The 17,124-nt window shown below is 69.1% G+C and carries 20 protein-coding genes; 8 read left to right on the top strand and 12 right to left on the bottom strand.

Annotation, left to right across the window (positions count from 1 at the left end; genetic code table 11):
• Position 1 precedes the first annotated feature (1 nt).
• The 3 genes from AFR_RS10860 to AFR_RS10850 form a co-directional block, all read right to left on the bottom strand.
• Complete coding sequence (locus AFR_RS10860; RefSeq protein WP_084297964.1) at positions 2-865, bottom strand: helix-turn-helix domain-containing protein; 864 nt, start codon at positions 863-865, stop codon at positions 2-4.
• 66 nt (positions 866-931) lie between these two features.
• A complete protein-coding gene (locus AFR_RS10855; RefSeq protein ID WP_023360318.1) occupies positions 932-1,795 on the bottom strand; it encodes a helix-turn-helix domain-containing protein in 864 nt (287 codons plus the stop codon).
• A gap of 231 nt (positions 1,796-2,026) precedes the next feature.
• The gene (locus AFR_RS10850; protein ID WP_023360317.1) at positions 2,027-2,884 is read right to left on the bottom strand and encodes a helix-turn-helix domain-containing protein; all 858 of its coding nucleotides are present in this window, start codon (positions 2,882-2,884) and stop codon (positions 2,027-2,029) included.
• Between the two features lie 170 nt (positions 2,885-3,054).
• Between AFR_RS10850 and AFR_RS44995 the strand changes: the two genes are divergently transcribed.
• Positions 3,055-3,249, top strand: a complete 195-nt coding sequence (locus AFR_RS44995; protein ID WP_438829927.1) for a DUF397 domain-containing protein — start codon at positions 3,055-3,057, stop codon at positions 3,247-3,249.
• 44 nt (positions 3,250-3,293) lie between these two features.
• Entirely contained in the window at positions 3,294-3,977 is a 684-nt protein-coding gene (locus tag AFR_RS10845; RefSeq protein ID WP_041840776.1) for a DNA alkylation repair protein, read from the top strand.
• 298 nt (positions 3,978-4,275) lie between these two features.
• Here AFR_RS10845 and AFR_RS10840 read toward each other — a convergent pair whose 3' ends face one another.
• Positions 4,276-4,872 carry a LysE family transporter gene (locus AFR_RS10840; RefSeq protein WP_023360313.1) on the bottom strand — a complete coding sequence of 199 codons (597 nt, stop codon included), beginning with the start codon at positions 4,870-4,872 and terminating at the stop codon, positions 4,276-4,278.
• 166 nt (positions 4,873-5,038) lie between these two features.
• On the opposite strand from AFR_RS10840, the gene AFR_RS10835 reads away from it, so the two are divergent.
• Entirely contained in the window at positions 5,039-5,734 is a 696-nt protein-coding gene (locus AFR_RS10835) for a histidine phosphatase family protein (RefSeq protein ID WP_023360311.1), read from the top strand.
• Here AFR_RS10835 and AFR_RS10830 read toward each other — a convergent pair whose 3' ends face one another.
• Both AFR_RS10830 and AFR_RS10825 read right to left on the bottom strand, forming a co-directional pair.
• A complete protein-coding gene (locus tag AFR_RS10830) occupies positions 5,735-6,481 on the bottom strand; it encodes a maleylpyruvate isomerase family mycothiol-dependent enzyme (protein ID WP_023360309.1) in 747 nt (248 codons plus the stop codon).
• Positions 6,482-6,521: 40 nt separating this feature from the next.
• Entirely contained in the window at positions 6,522-8,240 is a 1,719-nt protein-coding gene (locus AFR_RS10825; RefSeq protein ID WP_023360307.1) for an IlvD/Edd family dehydratase, read from the bottom strand.
• 59 nt (positions 8,241-8,299) lie between these two features.
• Between AFR_RS10825 and AFR_RS10820 the strand changes: the two genes are divergently transcribed.
• The 5 genes from AFR_RS10820 to AFR_RS10800 are packed head-to-tail and all read left to right on the top strand — an operon-like array spanning position 8,300 to position 12,566.
• Positions 8,300-9,058, top strand: coding sequence for an IclR family transcriptional regulator (locus AFR_RS10820; RefSeq protein ID WP_041840775.1), 759 nt, complete (start codon positions 8,300-8,302; stop codon positions 9,056-9,058).
• Positions 9,055-9,978, top strand: coding sequence for an SMP-30/gluconolactonase/LRE family protein (locus AFR_RS10815; protein ID WP_023360303.1), 924 nt, complete (start codon positions 9,055-9,057; stop codon positions 9,976-9,978). Before AFR_RS10820 ends, AFR_RS10815 begins: the two co-directional genes overlap by 4 nt.
• Entirely contained in the window at positions 9,975-10,817 is an 843-nt protein-coding gene (locus AFR_RS10810) for a fumarylacetoacetate hydrolase family protein (RefSeq protein WP_023360301.1), read from the top strand. Before AFR_RS10815 ends, AFR_RS10810 begins: the two co-directional genes overlap by 4 nt.
• The gene (locus AFR_RS10805; RefSeq protein WP_023360299.1) at positions 10,817-11,824 is read left to right on the top strand and encodes a zinc-dependent alcohol dehydrogenase; all 1,008 of its coding nucleotides are present in this window, start codon (positions 10,817-10,819) and stop codon (positions 11,822-11,824) included. The genes AFR_RS10810 and AFR_RS10805 overlap by 1 nt, the downstream gene beginning before the upstream one ends.
• Positions 11,825-11,828: 4 nt before the next feature.
• Positions 11,829-12,566, top strand: coding sequence for an SDR family NAD(P)-dependent oxidoreductase (locus AFR_RS10800; protein WP_023360298.1), 738 nt, complete (start codon positions 11,829-11,831; stop codon positions 12,564-12,566).
• Between the two features lie 62 nt (positions 12,567-12,628).
• Here AFR_RS10800 and AFR_RS10795 read toward each other — a convergent pair whose 3' ends face one another.
• The 6 genes from AFR_RS10795 to sufD all read right to left on the bottom strand — a co-directional run bounded on the left by AFR_RS10795 (position 12,629) and on the right by sufD (position 17,119).
• Positions 12,629-13,108, bottom strand: a complete 480-nt coding sequence (locus AFR_RS10795) for a metal-sulfur cluster assembly factor (protein ID WP_023360296.1) — start codon at positions 13,106-13,108, stop codon at positions 12,629-12,631.
• An 85-nt stretch (positions 13,109-13,193) separates the two neighbouring features.
• A complete protein-coding gene (sufU, locus tag AFR_RS10790; RefSeq protein WP_041842007.1) occupies positions 13,194-13,652 on the bottom strand; it encodes a Fe-S cluster assembly sulfur transfer protein SufU in 459 nt (152 codons plus the stop codon).
• Positions 13,649-14,878, bottom strand: coding sequence for a cysteine desulfurase (locus AFR_RS10785; RefSeq protein WP_023360292.1), 1,230 nt, complete (start codon positions 14,876-14,878; stop codon positions 13,649-13,651). The genes sufU and AFR_RS10785 overlap by 4 nt, the downstream gene beginning before the upstream one ends.
• A gap of 17 nt (positions 14,879-14,895) precedes the next feature.
• Positions 14,896-15,660: a Fe-S cluster assembly ATPase SufC gene (gene sufC, locus AFR_RS10780; RefSeq protein WP_023360291.1), complete on the bottom strand. Its 765-nt coding sequence runs from the start codon at positions 15,658-15,660 to the stop codon at positions 14,896-14,898.
• A complete protein-coding gene (locus AFR_RS10775) occupies positions 15,657-15,989 on the bottom strand; it encodes a non-heme iron oxygenase ferredoxin subunit (protein ID WP_023360289.1) in 333 nt (110 codons plus the stop codon). Before AFR_RS10775 ends, sufC begins: the two co-directional genes overlap by 4 nt.
• Complete coding sequence (sufD, locus tag AFR_RS10770; protein WP_041840773.1) at positions 15,986-17,119, bottom strand: Fe-S cluster assembly protein SufD; 1,134 nt, start codon at positions 17,117-17,119, stop codon at positions 15,986-15,988. Before sufD ends, AFR_RS10775 begins: the two co-directional genes overlap by 4 nt.
• Positions 17,120-17,124: the final 5 nt, after the last annotated feature.

The raw sequence follows: 17,124 nt of genomic DNA, 5'->3' as shown, positions 1-17,124 counted from the left end.
GTCAGAGTCCGTCGCGGATTCGGCGGATCTCCTCCACCGCGGCGTCGCGGGTGAGGCCCGAGCCGACAATGGCATCCACAATGTCGTGGTACGCCGCGGTGGCGTCCGGGTCCTTCACCACGAAATCCTTGACGGGCGACTGAACGAAGACGACATCGGGATCGGCGGTTCCCCTGAACTGGAGCAGTTCGAAGAGTCCACCCGGCCCTGGACGGGCGCCGTGCCGGAGTGGCACGACAACGAGCCGGACATGCGGCTGCCGCGCCACTTCCACCAGATGGTCGAGTTGAGCACGCATCACGTCGGCTCCACCGATCGGACGTTCGAGGACTGCGCCGTCCAGTAGGGCTACAAGCTCTGGCGGCCGGCTCCCGGCGATTCTCCCGAAGAGCTCAGCCTGACGGCGCATCCGGACGTCGATTGCGTTCTGCACGTCGGTGTCGTCGGACTTCTTGCCGATCGACGCGGTGGCGGCCTTGGCGTAGAGCTCCGTTTGCAGCAGGCCAGGGATCAGCAGGGCCTGATAGACGGTGATCCGGGAAGCTTCGCTCTCGTACGCGACAAACTCGCGGTATTCCGGGTCGAGTCGGTAGCTGCTCCACCACTGCCGCCGACGGGAGATGAGTGCGAGGTCGATCAACTCCGCGACCTGACCTCGATCACGAACGCCGTACATCCGAAGGAGAGCCTCAAGATCGACAGGCTGGACCGTGACGGCTCCGGTCTCGATGCGGTGCAATTTGGAAACGGACCAGTGCGTGCGCCTGATCACCGAGCCCGGGCTCAGACCGCTCTCTTTCCGCAGGCCAACAAGCCTCGCACGCAATCGTTCGCGGGCGACGGCCTGACGGATCTGATCGGACATGGATGTCGCCCCCGTATCACTGCATCGGGACGTCGTCGAAAATCGGGCGCCGTACAACCCAGGCTACTAGCGCCCGTCGAGGACCTGCTGTATCAGACTTCTTGCGTTGTCCTCGGAGAGGCCCGTAGCGCGTAACCTGTCGGCCTTTCCGCGATATCGGGTCGTCACTTCGGGATCACGGCTCAGGGTGTCGCCGGTGGCTGACTCGATGAAGACCAGGTCGTCGTCGCGCGAATCGGGGAACTCGAGCAGCTCGAAGACTCCGCCCAGACCGACATGCCCACCAACCGCCGTCGGCATAATGATCAACTCGACATGCGCCCGCGCTGCCTGTGTGGACAGATGCTCCAACTGCTCTCGCATGACGTCGTCGCCGCCGATCCGCCGGCGCAGCACCACCTCGTCCACAATCGCCACGATCGCCGGCAGGTCGTCCGTGGCCAGACGACTCTCGACAACACGCTGTCGCTCACGCCGTACCTGCACCACCGCGACGACATCGGAGTCTGTCGGTCCCGCTCCCAGGATGGTCGCGGTCGCTGCGAGCGCGTAAGCCGTCGTCTGGAGAAGACCGGGCACGATCAGCGGCTGGTAATGCGTGATTCTCGACGCCTCGGACTCGTAGCCCGCAAATTGCAGGTACTCGCCGGTGAGCTGATGTCGCCCCTGAGAAAGCGGCGTGCGGGCGATCCGTACCAGCCGAACCAGTTCGATCGTCTCGCTGTCGTCGCAGCCGTAGTGGGAAAGAACCGTCTCAAGCTCGAGAGGCTCAATGAGCCGCGTACCGGATTCCACATCGACCAAGGCAGAGGCCGGCCAATGCACGGCTCTCTCCACCTCGCCAACCTGCAGGGAGCGGGCTTCGCGGAGCTCACGGAGGCGCGTACGAACCCGGTCGCGGGCGATCGCCGGTCCGATGAATTCTGGCATGACGAGCCTCTCTAGGTGGGAGGTCCGACGTCGGCGTCGTCCTGGTGGCGGGTAGGAGGGAACTCCTCTCGGTGGAGAGCACGAGCAAACAACAGGTGGCCGGTACAACGATAATGGACCCGACGTCAGCGTCGAATGGCTTGACAAGTCCGCCGAGCCCGGCATAGGCGGGAATTGTCCTTGCTGAATCCGCGATCTGCGAAATCGGGCGACCTGAAAGACCCAAGGCCACTAAGGACGCCGGGTCTTGCGCACCTTCCGCACCGTCTCGTCAAGGCTCTCGCCCATGGTGAGCAACTCATCCATCACCCGGCGGAAGGGTGCGGTGTTTTCTGTGTCGGTGAGCAGGAAGTCGGTCCCCGGAGTTTCGATGAAGACAACGTCCAAGTCGCGATCTTCGGTGAAGGTCAGGAGCTCGAATGCTCCGCTGAGCCCGGGATGCACGCCGAGGCGCAACGGGAGGACCGTGAGTTCAACGGTTTCGCGCCCGGCCATCTCGACCAGGTGGTCAAGCTGAGCGTCCATGACCGCCGCGCCACCGATCGGCCGCAACAGGACCGATTCGTCGATCGCTTGGCTCACCGACGGCGGATGACCACTCGCCAGCCTGGCCATCAAGGTCTCTCGCCGCTTCATCCTGGCGTCGACCAGACCGGCCACTGTCGGGTCGTCGACGGGTTTCTGGAGAACAGATGAGGTGAGCGCCTCGGCGTATGCCCTGGTCTGCAGTAGTGGCGGGACAAAAGTGGCCTGGTACGCGTAGAGATGAGAGGCGTCGTTCTCGAAGGCGATGAAGTTCGTCAACTCGTCGGGGAAATGACGATCACGCCACCACATGCGCTGGCGCGAGATCAGCGCCAGGCCAACGAGCCGTTCGAGCGCTTCTGCATCGGTGACTCCATAGTGCTTCGCCAGTGCCTCGACCTCGAGGGCCTGGATCGTCACCTTGTTGTTTTCGATGCGATTGAGCTTTGCGAGAGACCAGTGCATCGCGCCGGCGACGTCTGCTGCGGGCGCATCGCCACGAAGAGCTCTCAGCTCCTTCGAGAGCAGAGCTCGGGCCAGCGCAGGGCCAACCGGCTCCGTCATGGCGACTCTCCCTTGGCGCACGACTGCTGTGATCTCAGCCTACAAGTGCGATCTGCAAAGTGCACTTGGTGATTTGCTTGCGATCTTGTATTCCAGCGCCTACAGTCCGAGGGTCTCTCTCAACTCTGCCCAAATGGGCATTTTTCTCATTTTAGGTGGATGATCCGATCGTGGATGCGCTCGTCTGGCGGAAGAGTTCTCGCAGCTCAAGCGGTGCATGTGTCGAGCTGGCGCCGGGCCGCAATACGATCATGGTCCGAGACTCGAAGGATCCTCAAGGGCCGATGCTGACCTTCGGACGGGACACATTCGCCGCCTTCATCGTTGGCGTGACCCAGGGTGAGTTCGACTTGCACTCCGCCTGATTCGCGGCCCGCAGACCATCGTGACGCGGTGCGATGATCGTGGGATGACGCGACCACTTGCCGATGAGCTGGTGGAACGGCTGGTCCGGGTGTTCGAGGCGGCGCGCGACCCGGAGCGTGCTGCCGGTGCGGCTGCTTACATGCGTGACCAGTTCGCCTTTCTGGGGCTGGCCACGCCGGCGCAGCGGGCTCTCGCTCGTACCGTGGTGGCCGGTCTGGGAGCACCGGCCGAGGGTGACCTGCACAAGGTTGCGCTGGCGTGCTGGGAGCGGGAGGAGCGCGAGTTTCAGTATTTTGCCTGTGACTGGCTGCGCACGCATGTTGCTGTGCCGGGCCCTGGTTTTCTGGCGACCCTTCGCACTCTGATCACCACGAAGCCGTGGTGGGACACCATCGACCCGCTGGCGACGCGGGTGGTCGGCGGACTGGTTCGGCGGCATCCGCAGCTCAGTGCGGATATGGACGCCTGGTCGGCCGACCGCGACAAGTGGCTGGTCCGCACGGCGATCCTGCACCAGCTGCACTACGGCGTGGAGACGGACACCGAGCGGCTGTTCACCTATTGCACGCGGCAGGCCGGGCACTCCGACTTTTTCGTGCGTAAGGCGATCGGCTGGGCGCTGCGGCAGTACGCCCGCACGGACCCCGACGCTGTCCGGCGCTATGTGAACCGCAACCGTGACGCGCTCTCCCCGCTCTCGATCCGCGAGGCCACCAAACACCTCTAGGGCGTCACAACGACGTCCAGGTTCGCCTCGCCAGTGGGACAGAGGGTTGTCTGCGTTCTTGCGGACCGCGCAGTCAGGCGGAAGCTGGGCCGGCGCAGTTTGGCGTGACCCGCTGGACACCCCTGGCCGGGCGCGACGACTCAGCGCGATACCGCGGCGAAGTGCCGACTCGCGACCGGGTCCCTGGGCTGGAAGCCGGCCGCAGAGCTCAACAAATTCGGCGCCGTCCGCCGACGCATTCGAGCCCGATGCAGGCGCGACGCCGCGCTGGAGCGCGGGACGGGCCGGCGGGATGGGGTCAGTGGGTGATGAGGCTGATGGCCAGGATGGTGATGACTGCGCTGGAGATCAGGGCGGTGGTGCGGCGGCCGCGGGGACCGGTCAGGATCTGGCCGATCAGGGAGCCGCCCCCGGCGATCAGGAGTTGCCAGCTGGCCGAGGCCAGGAAGGCGCCCAGCACGAACCAAACCCCACCCCCCGCGCCGCCGCGGCCCAGGACCAGAGCGGCGAAGTAGACGATCGTCATGGGGTTGAGAAGAGTAAGGACGAGAACGCCGAGGTACGCCGCACCGGCCGTCGTCGTGTCGGTAGAGGCCGCCACCGCGGGCTTGCGCAGCGCGGACCACGCCGTGTGCGCGGCCAGCAGCAGCAAAACACCGGCCGCAGCCCAGCGCAGCGGCGTGGCGATCGGGGCGACAGCCCCGGCCAGCGCCGCACCCCCCAGCACGGCCAGCAGGGCGTAAATACCGTCAGCGGTGGCCGCGCCAAGGCCGGCGGCGGCGCCCACCCGGAGTGAGGTCCGGGCGGTCAGGCCGGCGATGAGGACGGCGATGGCGCCGACGGGTACGGCCACGCCGTACCCCGCGATCACCCCGGCGACGAATGGGCCGGTCACGACAGCAGTGGAAAGACCGCCGGGGCTGCGGCCGTACGCTGCTGTCGCGGGGGCCGGTCGGGCTCGGCGGCAGACAGGTACGCGGGCAGGCTCGGCTTGGTCACCGGGTCATGATGGTCGCCTCAGTTCGTTGAGGGCCACCGGTTTTCGTGGCTAGCCTCGGATCATGGGTGTCGTCGCGGAACTGATCCTGATCCGGCACGGGCAGAGTGCGGCGAACGTCGCTTTTCCGCTCGCTGATGAGAAAGGGCTGCTGGAGTCGGGGCTCAGTGGCCGTGACACCGACGTGGAGCTGACGGAGACCGGTGTCGAGCAGGCCCGGGCGGTCGGGCGCTGGCTGGCTGGGCTGCCCGCGGATCAGGTGCCCGAGACCGTCATCACCTCGCCTTATCTGCGGGCGCGGGAGACGTGGCGGATCGCCGCCGAGACGTCCGGGCTGAGCTTTCCGGAGCCGTCGACTGATGACCGGCTGGTGGACCGGCTGCTGGGTGACCTGGAGATGTTGACGCGGGCGGCCGTCGACCAGCGGTTCCCTGATGAGCGGGCGCGGTGGGAGCAGGCCACGGAGTACACCTACCGGCCGCCCGGTGGTGAGGACTTCGCTGACATCGCCGCGCGTCTGACGAGTTTTCTGGACGATCTCAATGCCACGCACGCCGGTGAGCGGGTGGTGGTCGTCGCCCACGATTCGGTGGTGCTGATGATGCGCTATGTGATCGAGGGGCTGGACTGGACCAGGCTGGCCGCCGTGGTCGCCGAGGCGGGACGGGTGCTGAACGCGTCGATCAGCCGCTTCGACGGGTCGTCGGGGCGGCTGGTGCTGGATCACTACAACTCGGTGGATCATCTGCCGGTGGAGTGATCAGGCGGTGCCGGCCCAGGCCAGCAGCTCCTCGACGGCTTTGCGGTCGCCGTCGACGTCGAGGCTGTCCAGCGGGATGCGGTGGTAGAGGGCGAGCACGAGGTCGCTGGCCGAGCCGCGCAGTGTGGCCAGGGGTTCGCCGCTGGCGGCCGGGCCGGACTTCACCCCGGCGGGTGTCAGGTCGAGTGTCCAGGCCGGGCCTTCGACCGCTGACAGTGCAAAGCGTGCCGGCCGGTGCGGCCACGCGCCGAGCGAGCCGAGCGTGACGACCAGGAACTCGTCGACGGTGTCGACGGCAACGCCGGCCGGGATCGGCTCGGGTTTGCCGATGGTCTCCTGGGCGTCCCATGCGTGCACCGCCGCCTCCTGGACCTGGTGCCGCGCCACCGCGCCGGAGGTCATCGGGGCCTCGGACTCGCCCCACCACGTCCAGCAGTCACGGTCCGGTCCCGCGGCGCGCAGGGCGTCGAGCAGCACCCGCGTCGAGTCGGCCGACCACTCCCCCAGGTCGCCGGTGGGCTCCTCGTGGGTCACGGTCGCCGGCTTGTCGGCCGGACCGGCGGCCACGCGGACAGCCCAGGACCGCTGGACCTGGCCGAGGTGCACGACCAGGTCACGCAGCGTCCAGTCCGGACAGCCCGGCACTCGCAAGCCAAGATCGCCGGTGGTGGCAAACGCCGAGCGGAAGGTGGCCGACCGCTCGGCGATCAGGTCGAGCAGCTCGGGGAACGGCGGCAGCTGAGTCATGCCCGTCTGTCTACCACCGGGCACCGACAGAAACGGCGGCTCAGTGGGATTCGCGGCTGACCGTGTCTCCGCTCCCTCCGACCAGGAAGTCCAGGTCAGCGCCTGTGTCGGCACCGAGCACAGTGTCCACGTAGAGCTTCTGCCAGCCGCGGTCCGGACGGGCCAGCGCGGCCTGCAGCGCCGCCGACGGCTCGCGGGCCGCGAACTCCTCATCCGGTACGTCCACCGTGATGCTGCGTCCGGCCACGTCGAGGGTGATCCAGTCCCCGTCCCGCACCCGGTCGAGGGGCCCACCGGCGGCCGCCTCCGGCGCGACGTGCAGCACGACCGTGCCGTACGCCGTACCGCTCATCCGGCCGTCGCAGATCCGGACCATGTCGCGGACGCCCTCGTGCAGCAGCTTGGTGGGAAGTGGCATGTTCGCCACCTCGGGCATGCCGGGGTAACCGCGGGGTCCGCAGCCACGCAGGACGAGGACCGTGTCGGCGTCGACGTCGAGGCCGGGCGCGTCGATGCGGGCGTTGAAGTCTTCGACCGAGTCGAAGACGAGCGCCCGGCCGCGGTGTTGCAGCAGGTGCGGGCTGGCCGCCGCGGGCTTGATGATCGCTCCCTTGGGCGCGAGGTTGCCGTGCAGGACGGCGATGCCGGCGTTCGGCTGCAAGGGCTTGTCGCGGGTGCGGATGACGTCCTGGTCCCAGATCTGGGCCTCGGTGAGCGACTCGACGAACGGCCGGCCGGTCACGTCGATCGCGTCCTGGTCGAGCAGGTCGGCCACCTCACGCAACACCGCGGCCAGGCCACCGGCCCGGTAGAGGTCCTCCATCAGGTACTTCCCGGCGGGCTGGAGGTTCACCAGCAGCGGCACCTCGGCGGCGATCCGGTCGAAGTCGGCCAGGCTCAGCGGGACGCCGAGCCGGCCGGCGATCGCCAGCAGGTGCACGACCGCGTTGGTGGAGCCGCCGAGCGCGGCCAGCGCCACGATCGCGTTGTGGAACGAGCCGGTGGTCAGCACCTGGCTGGGCCGGCGTTCCGCGGCGACCATCTCCACGATCAGGCGGCCGGTCTCGTGCGAGCGGGCCAGCAGGCGGCTGTCCGGCGCCGGGGTGCCCGCGGTGCCGGGCAGGACAGCGCCGAGGGCCTCGGCGAGCAGACCCATCGTGGAGGCCGTGCCCATGGTGTTGCAGTGCCCGCGGCTGCGGATCATCGAGGACTCGGAGTCGAGGAACGCCGCCTCGCTGAGCGTGCCGGCGCGGACCTCCTCGGACAGACGCCAGACGTCGGTGCCACAGCCCAGCGGTACGCCTCGGAACGTACCGGTCAGCATGGGTCCGCCCGGGACCACGACGGCCGGGAGGTCGACGGAGGCAGCGGCCATGAGCAGGGAGGGGATGGTCTTGTCGCAGCCGCCGAGCAGGACGACGCCGTCGATCGGGTTGGCGCGCAGCATCTCCTCGGTGGCCATCGCGGCCATGTTGCGCCAGAGCATCGCGGTCGGGCGGACCTGGGTCTCGCCGATCGACACGCAAGGGAGGTTGAGCGGGACGCCGCCGGCCTCCCAGATGCCACGTTTGACGTGCTCGGCGACCTCGTCGAGGTGGCTGTTGCACGGGGTCAGGTCGGAGGCGGTGTTGGCGATCGCGATCTGCGGACGACGGCCCTCGAACGCCGAGTTCGGCGATCCCCGGCGCATCCAGGCGCGATGGATGTAGGCGTTACGGTCCTGTCCGGCGTACCACTCGGCGCTGCGCAGCTCAGGCATAGACCTTCCAATTATCGGAACGCTGGGTGCCTATCTGGAATATCAGGTACCGTACGCCGGTGCCCCCGGATATCGCACCCCCCTTGGTCGGTACGGATCGGGTGCTCGCTGTCCTGACCGAGCTGGCGCAGCACGGCGATGGCGTCTCGCTCGAGGAGATGACCCAGGCCGTGGCCAGCCCCAAGCCCACTGTGCACCGCGCCCTGGCGTCGTTGTGCCGGTTCGGCTTCGCCGCCCGCAACGGGCACGGCCGGTACGTGCTCGGCGACGAGTTCTTGCGGCTGGCGTTCGCCCACCACGAGGCCCGCCCCGACCACCTGCGGATCGCACCGGTGCTCACCGAGCTGGCCCGGCGGTACGGCGAGACGGCCCACTACGCGGTTCTCGACGGCGACACGGTGGTCTACCGGGCCAAGGTCGACCCTCCGGCCGGCGCGCTGCGCCTGACCTCCACGGTCGGCGGGCGCAACCCGGTCCACAGCACGGCGGTCGGCAAGCTGCTCCTCTCGTACGCGCTCAGTGACGAACCCGCCGTCGCGGACTGGATCGGCGACCGCCCCCTGACCCGGCGCACACCGCACACGCTGACCACGGCCGAGGCCCTCGCCGCCGACCTGGCCCGGATCCGCGTCGCCGGGTACGCCGTCGACGACCAGGAGAACGAGCCCGGCATCGTGTGTGTGGCCGTGCCCGTTTTCATGACCTCACCGACCCGGCCGAGCGGCGCGGTCAGCGTCTCCGCACCCGCCTTGCGCACCTCGCTGGAAACGCTCCTCGCGCAGATCCCGGCGATCCGGGCGACGGTGGAGGCGCGATGAGGTGGACGGCGACGGCCGCCTCGGCCGAGACGTTCAGCCTGGGTGAGGGCCCGGTCTGGGACGCGCCGCGAGAGCGCCTGCTCTGGGTCGACATCGACGCGGGCGCGGTCCACCAGGGCACCCTCGACGGCGACCGCGTCATCGTCACCCACACCCTGCCGCTGGACCGGACGGTCGGTGCCGTGGTCTGTTCCGCCGACGGTGAGCTGCTCGTCGCGGGCGCGCAGACGGTTTTCACGACCACGCCGGGCGGGCCGGCCGGTGAGCCGGTCGCGGGCCGTACGGCGACCGATCCCGCGGGCATCCGGATCATCCCGGCCGCGGCGCGCCGCCGGCTCAACGACGGCGCCTGCGACCCCGCCGGGCGCTTCCTGATCGGCACCCTCGCGCTCGCCGACACCCCTCGAGAGACTCTGGTACGCCTGGAGCACAGCGGCGAAGTCACGGTTCTCGACGACGACCTGAATCTGTCGAACGGGCTGGCGTGGAGCCCCGACGGGACGCTGTTCTACAGCATCGACAGCCGCCCGGGCATCGTCTGGGTCCGCTCGTACGACGTCACGACCGGTGCCGTCGGACCGCGCCGCGAGTGGCTGCGGATCAGTGACGGCCTGCCCGACGGGATGTGCGTCGACGCCGAGGGCCACGTGTGGATCGCGATCTGGGGCGCGGGCGAGGTGCGCCGGTTCACCCCCGACGCGCAGCCCGCCGGGGTGGTCGAGGTGCCTGCACCCCACACCACCAGCGTCGCCTTCGTGGGGCCCGGCCTGGACCGGATGCTCGTCACCACCGCCACGGCGGAGCTGGGGGCGGAGCGTCTGGCCGCGTACCCGATGTCGGGTTGTCTGTTTCTCGCCCAGGTCGGCGTGACCGGTCTGCCGGTGACCCCGTGGGCCGGACCTATCTCTGGAGAGTCATGAAGCTGATGCGGATCGGGGACGCGGGTGCCGAGCGGCCCGTCGTCCGGGTCGACGAGAGCACCTATGTCGACGTCGCAGACCTCGGCGATCAGTTCTTCACGGCGCCGGACGACTTCCGCTCGACGGTCGACGCGCGGATCACCGCCGGGCAGGTCGCGAGTTTTGCGGGTGAGCGGATCGGCGCGCCGATCCCCCGGCCGCACCAGATCCTCTGCATCGGGCTCAACTACCGGGACCACGCCGCGGAGACCGGCCAGGCCGTTCCGGACGAGCCGATCCTGTTCACCAAGTCGCCGAACACCCTGGTCGGACCGCACGACGACGTCCGGCAGCCGCGCGGTTCGACCAAGCTCGACTGGGAGGTCGAGCTGGGCATCGTGATCGGGCGGCGGGCCAGCTATCTCGACGACCACAACGCCGCCCGGGAGGCGATCGCGGGCTGGGTCGTGACCAACGACATCAGCGAGCGGGCGTTCCAGACCGAACGCGGCGGACAGTGGTCCAAGGGCAAGTCGGCCGAGACTTTCAACCCCGCCGGGCCGTGGCTCGTCACACCGGACGAGATCCCGGACGTGAACGCGCTGGGGATGTGGCTCGACGTCAACGGCGTACGCCGCCAGACCGGCAGCACCTCGACCATGGTCTTCGACCCGTACGAGATCGTGCGCTACCTGAGCCAGTTCCTGGTGCTCGAGCCCGGCGACCTGATCAACACGGGTACGCCGCCCGGTGTCGGCATGGGCTTCAAGCCGCCGATCTGGCTGCAGCCCGGAGACGTCATGGAGCTCGGCATCGACGGGCTGGGCAGCCAGCGCCAGACCGTGGTGGCCGCCCGCTGATGCGCGCCTTCGTGATCACCGGACCCGGGAAAGCCGAGGTCCAGGACGTGAAGCCACCCGAGGCCCGCGCCGGCGAGGTGGTCGTCGACGTCGCCCGGGCCGGGGTGTGCGGCACCGACATGGAGATCTACAGCGGCGCGATGTCCTACCTGCACACCGGTCAGGCGCAGTACCCGATGCGGATCGGGCACGAGTGGTCCGGCACGGTCGCGTCCGTCGGGCCGGGCGTCGACGAGGCGTGGCTCGGGCGCCGCGTCACCGGCGACACGATGCTCGGCTGCGGCCACTGCGCCCGCTGCACCAGCGGACGCCAGCACGTCTGCGCCGACCGGTACGAGATCGGTGTCCGCAACGGCTGGCCGGGTGCCCTCGCGGAGCAGTTGCCCGTACCCGTCAAGGCTCTTCAGGTTTTGCCCGACAGCGTGGATCCGGCTGCGGGAGCGATGGTCGAGCCCGCCGGCAACGCGCTGCGGGCCGTCCGCGGAGTTGCGCTCCCGCCGGGCGGACGCCTCCTGATCCTCGGCCCCGGCGCGATCGGCCTGCTCACCGCCCAGGTCGCCGCCGCCCAGGGTGCCGAGGTGCACCTGCTCGGGCGCAGCGCGACCTCGCTGGAGTTCGCCGCGTCGATCGGCTTCCCGCGCGGCTGGACCACCGAAACCCTGCCCGACCTGACCTGGGACGGCGTCATCGATGCCTCCAACGGCGCCGCGCTGCCCGCCTTGGCGGTGGACCTGGTCGAACCCGGCCGCCGTGTCGTCTTCGTCGGGCTCTCGTCGTCACCGAGCCTGATCGACTCGCGGAACCTGGCGTTGAAGGACGTCACCGCGGTCGGCGTGCTCAGCGCGTCGGGCGGCTTCGCCGGAACGGTCGAGCTGTTCGCGTCGGGCGAGGTCGACCCCCGGCCGCTGATCGCCGCGACCGTGGGTCTGGACGACGTCGCCGCCGTCCTGGCGGGCGATCGCTCCTGGGGAGCCGCCCCGAAGATCCACGTTGATCCGAGGAGTTGAGGACATGAGCGAGTTCGACGGACTCACCGCGATCGTCACCGGCGGCGCCAGCGGCATCGGCGCCGCGACGGTCGCCCTGCTGCGCGAACGCGGCGCCCGGGTGGCCGGCCTCGACCTCACCGAACACGACTCCGACCTGTCGGTCATCTGCGACGTCGGCGACTCCGCCTCGGTCGACGCGGCCGTGGCCACCGTCGCCGACAGCTTCGGCCGCCTCGACATCCTCATCAACAACGCCGGCATCGGCGCGGTCGGCGACGTCACCGCCAACAGCGACGACGAGTGGCTGAACGTCCTCAACGTCAACGTCGTCGGCATCGCCCGCCTGTCCCGCGCCGCGATGCCGCTGCTCCTCGCCTCCCCGAACGCCGCGATCGTCAACACCTGCTCGATCACCGGGTGGCTCGGCCTGCCCCAACGCGCGGTCTACTCCGCGAGCAAGGGCGCGGTCGCTGCGCTGACTCTGGCGATGGCCGCGGACCACGTGCGCGAAGGGGTACGGGTGAACGCCGTCATGCCCGGGACGGCCGACACTCCGTGGGTGGCCCGGCTGCTGGACGCGGCCGACGATCCGGTGGCGGCCGGAGCTGCGCTGCGAGCCCGCCAGCCGACCGGCCGGCTCGTCACGCCGCAGGAGATCGCGCACGCGATCGCCTACCTGGCCAGCCCCCTGGCCTCGGCGACAACCGGCACGCTACTGGCCGTCGACGGCGGCCTCGCCGGCGTCCGCCTCCCCACCTGACGTCGCTGCGCATCAAGCAAAAACGCCGGGTCAGTGACCCGGCGTTTTCTTCGTTCGCAGCCTCAGACGTTGAAGCCGAGCGACCGGAGCTGGTCGCGGCCGTCGTCGGTGATCTTGTCCGGGCCCCACGGCGGCAGCCAGACCCAGTTGATCCGGAAGTCCTTGACCAGGCCTCCGCCCGGGCCCGTGGTGAGGGCCTGACGCGTCTGGTCCTCGATCACGTCGGTCAGCGGGCAGGCCGCCGACGTCAGCGTCATGTCCAGCGTCACGACGTTGTCGTCGTCGACGTGGGCGCCGTAGACCAGGCCCAGGTCGACGACGTTGATGCCGAGCTCGGGGTCGACAACATCCTTCATCGCCTCCTCGACCTCATCGATCGTCGCCTTCGAAACGACAACGCCACTCTCGCCGGCCGGCGCGGTGCCGGCGTCCGCGGAAACTGGCGCAGCGTCCGTCTCGGCGACAACCGGGGCGGTCGCGTCATCCGGACCCGCGGTGTCGGCCGCATCCGAAGCGATCTCTTCAACAGTCTTGTCGGTCATGCTGTGCCTTCCTTTGACATGCCCTCATGGCCCTCGCGGTCGTGGCCGTCGCTGGCCGGCGGCAGGCGACGCTCGGTGCAATCGGTCATGCCTTCACCTCGGGGCTCACGCCCACACCGGCGCGCGCCGAGGCGTCCTTGAACGCCATCCACGGCAGCAACGCACATTTGACCCGGGCCGGGTAACGCGCCACACCGGCGAACGCCACCCCGTCGCCGAGGACTTCCTCGTCGGGCTCGATCGTGCCGCGGCTCTGCATCAGCGCCACAAAAGCCTCGTGCACCTGGGTGGCCTCGTCGACCGAAACACCCTGGAGCAGCTCGTACAGCACGGACGCCGACGCCTGACTGATCGAGCAGCCGATCCCGTCGTACGAGATGTCCGAGAAGGAGGAACCGTCGACGGCGACCCGGAAGGTCACCTCGTCACCGCAGGTGGGGTTGACGTGGTGGGCTTCCCCGCCGAAAGGCGCCCGCAGGCCCTTGCCGTGGGGATGCTTGTAATGGTCCAGGATGATCTCCTGGTAGAGCTGGTCGATCATCAGGCGAACACCTTCCGAACCTGCTCCAGACCGCGCGCGAGGGCGTCGATCTCGTCGGTCGTCGTATAGAGGTAGAACGAGGCCCGGGTCATCGCCGGGACCCCGAACCGCGTGCACACGGGGCGCGCGCAGTGGTGACCCACCCTGACCTCAACACCGAGATCGTCGAGAATCTGCCCGACGTCGTGCGGGTGTACCCCTTCGACCTCGAACGACACCGTTCCGCCGCGGCCCTCCGGCGTGGCCGGGCCGAAGATGCGCACGCCGGGGACGTCCGCGAGCGCCTTCAACGCGTACGCGGTGATCTCCTGCTCGTGGCGGTGGACGTTCTCCATGCCCAGGGCCGTGAGGTAGTCGACCGCCGCGCCCAGGCCGATGGCCTCGGTGATCGGCGGGGTGCCGCCCTCGAACCGGGCCGGCGGCGGCGCGAACGTGGTGCCCGCCATCGTCACGGTCTCGATCGTCGACCCGCCGGCCAGGAACGGCGGCATGGCCTCGAGCAGCGACATCTTGCCCCAGAGCACACCGATGCCGGTCGGGCCGAGCATCTTGTGGCCGGTGAAGGCGATGAAGTCGGCGCCGAGCGCGACCACGTCGATCGGCAGGTGCGGCACCGACTGCGAGCAGTCGAGCAGGACCAGCGCGCCGACCTCGTGGGCCCGGGCGACGATCCGCGCCGGGTCGTTGATCGTGCCCAGGATGTTCGACATGTGCACGATCGAGACGATCTTCGTGCGCTCGTTGACCAGCTCGTCGAGGGCCGACTCGTCGAGCCGTCCCTCGTCGGTGACTCCGAACCAGCGCAGGGTCGCCCCGGTGCGCTGACACAGCAGCTGCCAGGGGACGAGATTGGAGTGGTGCTCCATCTCGGAGACCACGATCTCGTCACCGGGGCCGAGCTTCAAAAAGTCCGCCGACGTGTACGCGACCAGGTTGATCGCCTCGGTCGAGTTCTTGGTGAACACGATCTCGTCCGGGCTCGGCGCCCCGATGAAGGCAGCGATCTTCGCCCGCGCGTCCTCGTACGCCGTTGTCGACTCGGTGCCCAGCGTGTGCACGGAACGGGACACGTTGCCGTTGTACCGCTCCTGGTGCTCGCGCATGGCGTCGAGCACCTGGCGGGGCTTCTGCGAGGTGTTGGCGCTGTCGAGGTAGACCAGCGGGTGCCCGTTGATCTCCCGGTCGAGGATCGGGAAGTCGGACCGCACCCGGGTCACGTCGAACGTCATGATCGGTTCCTCGATCCTCAGGCGCGCGCGCCGGCCACGTAACGCTCGTAACCCTCGGCTTCGAGCTGCTCGGCGAGCTCGGGGCCGCCCTCCTGGACGATCTTGCCGGCGACGAAGACGTGCACGTAGTCCGGCTTGATGTAGCGCAGGATGCGCGTGTAGTGGGTGATCAGCAGCAGACCGGCCTCGCCGGACTCCCGGACCCGGTTGACACCCTCGCTGACGATGCGCAGCGCGTCGATGTCGAGACCCGAGTCGGTCTCGTCGAGGATCGCCATCTTCGGCTTGAGCAGCTCGAGCTGCATGATCTCGTGCCGCTTCTTCTCACCGCCGGAGAAGCCCTCGTTGACGTTGCGCTGGGCGAACGCCGGGTCCATCTGGAGCTTCTCCATGGCGCCGCGCAGCTCGCCGGCCCAGGTCCGCAGCTTCGGCGCCTGGCCGTCGATCGCGGTCTTCGCGGTACGCAGGAAGTTGGCCACCGACACACCGGGGACCTCGACGGGGTACTGCATGGCCAGGAAGAGGCCGGCGCGGGCCCGCTCGTCGACGGTCATCGCGAGGACGTCGTCGCCGTCGAGGGTGACGCTGCCACCGGTGATCTCGTACTTGGGGTGACCGGCGATGGAGTAGGCCAGGGTCGACTTGCCGGAGCCGTTCGGGCCCATGATGGCGTGCGTCTCGCCCGACTTCACGGTCAGGTCGACACCGGCGAGGATCGGCTTCAGGTCGCCCTCGGGCAACTTGACCGACACCTGCAGGTCGCGGATCTCGAGGGTGCTCACGGCATTACTCCATTGCTCGGTGTCATAGAGACGTAGATGTCGCCGTCGCGGATCTCGACGGGGAAGGTCGCCACCGGTTCGATGGCGGGCAGGCCGCTGGGCTCGCCGGTACGCAGGTCGAAGCGGGAGCCGTGCAGCCAGCACTCCAGGGTGCAACCGTCGACCTCCCCCTCGGAGAGGGCGATCGACGCATGGCTGCACTCGTCGCGGACGGCGTAGAACTGGCCGTCGTCGGCGTGCACGATCGCGACGTCCACGCCGTCGATCTCCGCGGTGGTCACCGAGCCCTTGGCGAGATCCGCCGCGGGCCCGACTCGCTCGAAGCTCATGAGCCCGCCTTCGCCAGCCTCGCCTCGATGGCGTCGCCCAGGCGCTCGCGCAGCTCCTCGACCGGGATCTTGTTGATCAGCTCGGCGAAGAAGCCGCGGACGACCAGCTTGCGGGCCTCACCCTCGGGGATGCCGCGGGCCATCAGGTAGAAGAGCTGCTCGTCGTCGAACCGGCCGGTCGCGCTGGCGTGCCCGGCGCTGACCACCTCGCCGGTCTCGATCTCGAGGTTCGGCACCGAGTCGGCGCGGGCGCCATCGGTGAGCAGCAGGTTGCGGTTGATCTCGTACGTCTCGGTGCCGGTCGCCGAGGCCCGGATGTGCACGTCGCCGACCCAGACGGTGTGCGCCGACTGGCCCTGCAGCGCGCCGCGGTACCCGACGTAGCTGCGGCAGTCCGGCACGCTGTGGTCGACCAGCTGGCGGTGCTCGATGTGCTGACCGGCGTCGGCGAAGTAGAGACCCCAGAGCTCGGCCTGACCGCCGCGGCCGGCGTACTCGACGCTGGCGAACTGGCGGACCACGCTGCCGCCCAGGGTGACCTGGACGTGGTCGACGCGGGCGTCCCGGCCGACCTTGAACTTGATGTGCTGCGCCTGCACCGTGGTGTCGTCCCACTCGGCGAGCGTGACGAACGTCAGCTGGGCGCTGTCACCCAGGACGACCTCGATGTTGTCGGCGAGGGTGGCCTGGCCGACCTGCTCCAGGACCACCGTCACCTTGGCGAAGTTGCCCACCTTGACGTAGGTGCGGGCAGCCGCCGCGGCGCTGCCCTGACCCACGACCTTGATGACCACCGGCTCCGCCGCGACCGTCTCGGCGGCGATGTCGATGAGGGTCACCGAGGCCGCCGAGCCGTACGCGAGCGCGCTGATCCGGTCGAACGGCGTCAGCACCGACTCGACCTTGCCCGCGTCGACCTGCGTGAGCGACACCCCGGCCGGCAGGTCGCCGGGCGCGTAGCCCGGCGCCGTGCCGGTGAGAGCGGTCGCGGTGACGAGCTCACCGAGCCGCTTGATCGGGGTGAAGCGCCACTCCTCCTCCAGGCCCTTGAGGGCCGGGAAGTCGGCGACGTCGAAGGAACGCAGCACCTGCGACTTGGTGCTCGGCGGTGCCATGGCCTCGGTAGTCATCTCGT

Origin of the sequence: Amorphoplanes friuliensis DSM 7358 (assembly GCF_000494755.1) — a bacterium.
GTDB classification, from domain to species: domain Bacteria; phylum Actinomycetota; class Actinomycetes; order Mycobacteriales; family Micromonosporaceae; genus Actinoplanes; species Actinoplanes friuliensis.
The sequence above is the reverse complement of the archived record's forward strand: the minus strand, read 5'-3'. Positions and strand labels throughout refer to the sequence as shown.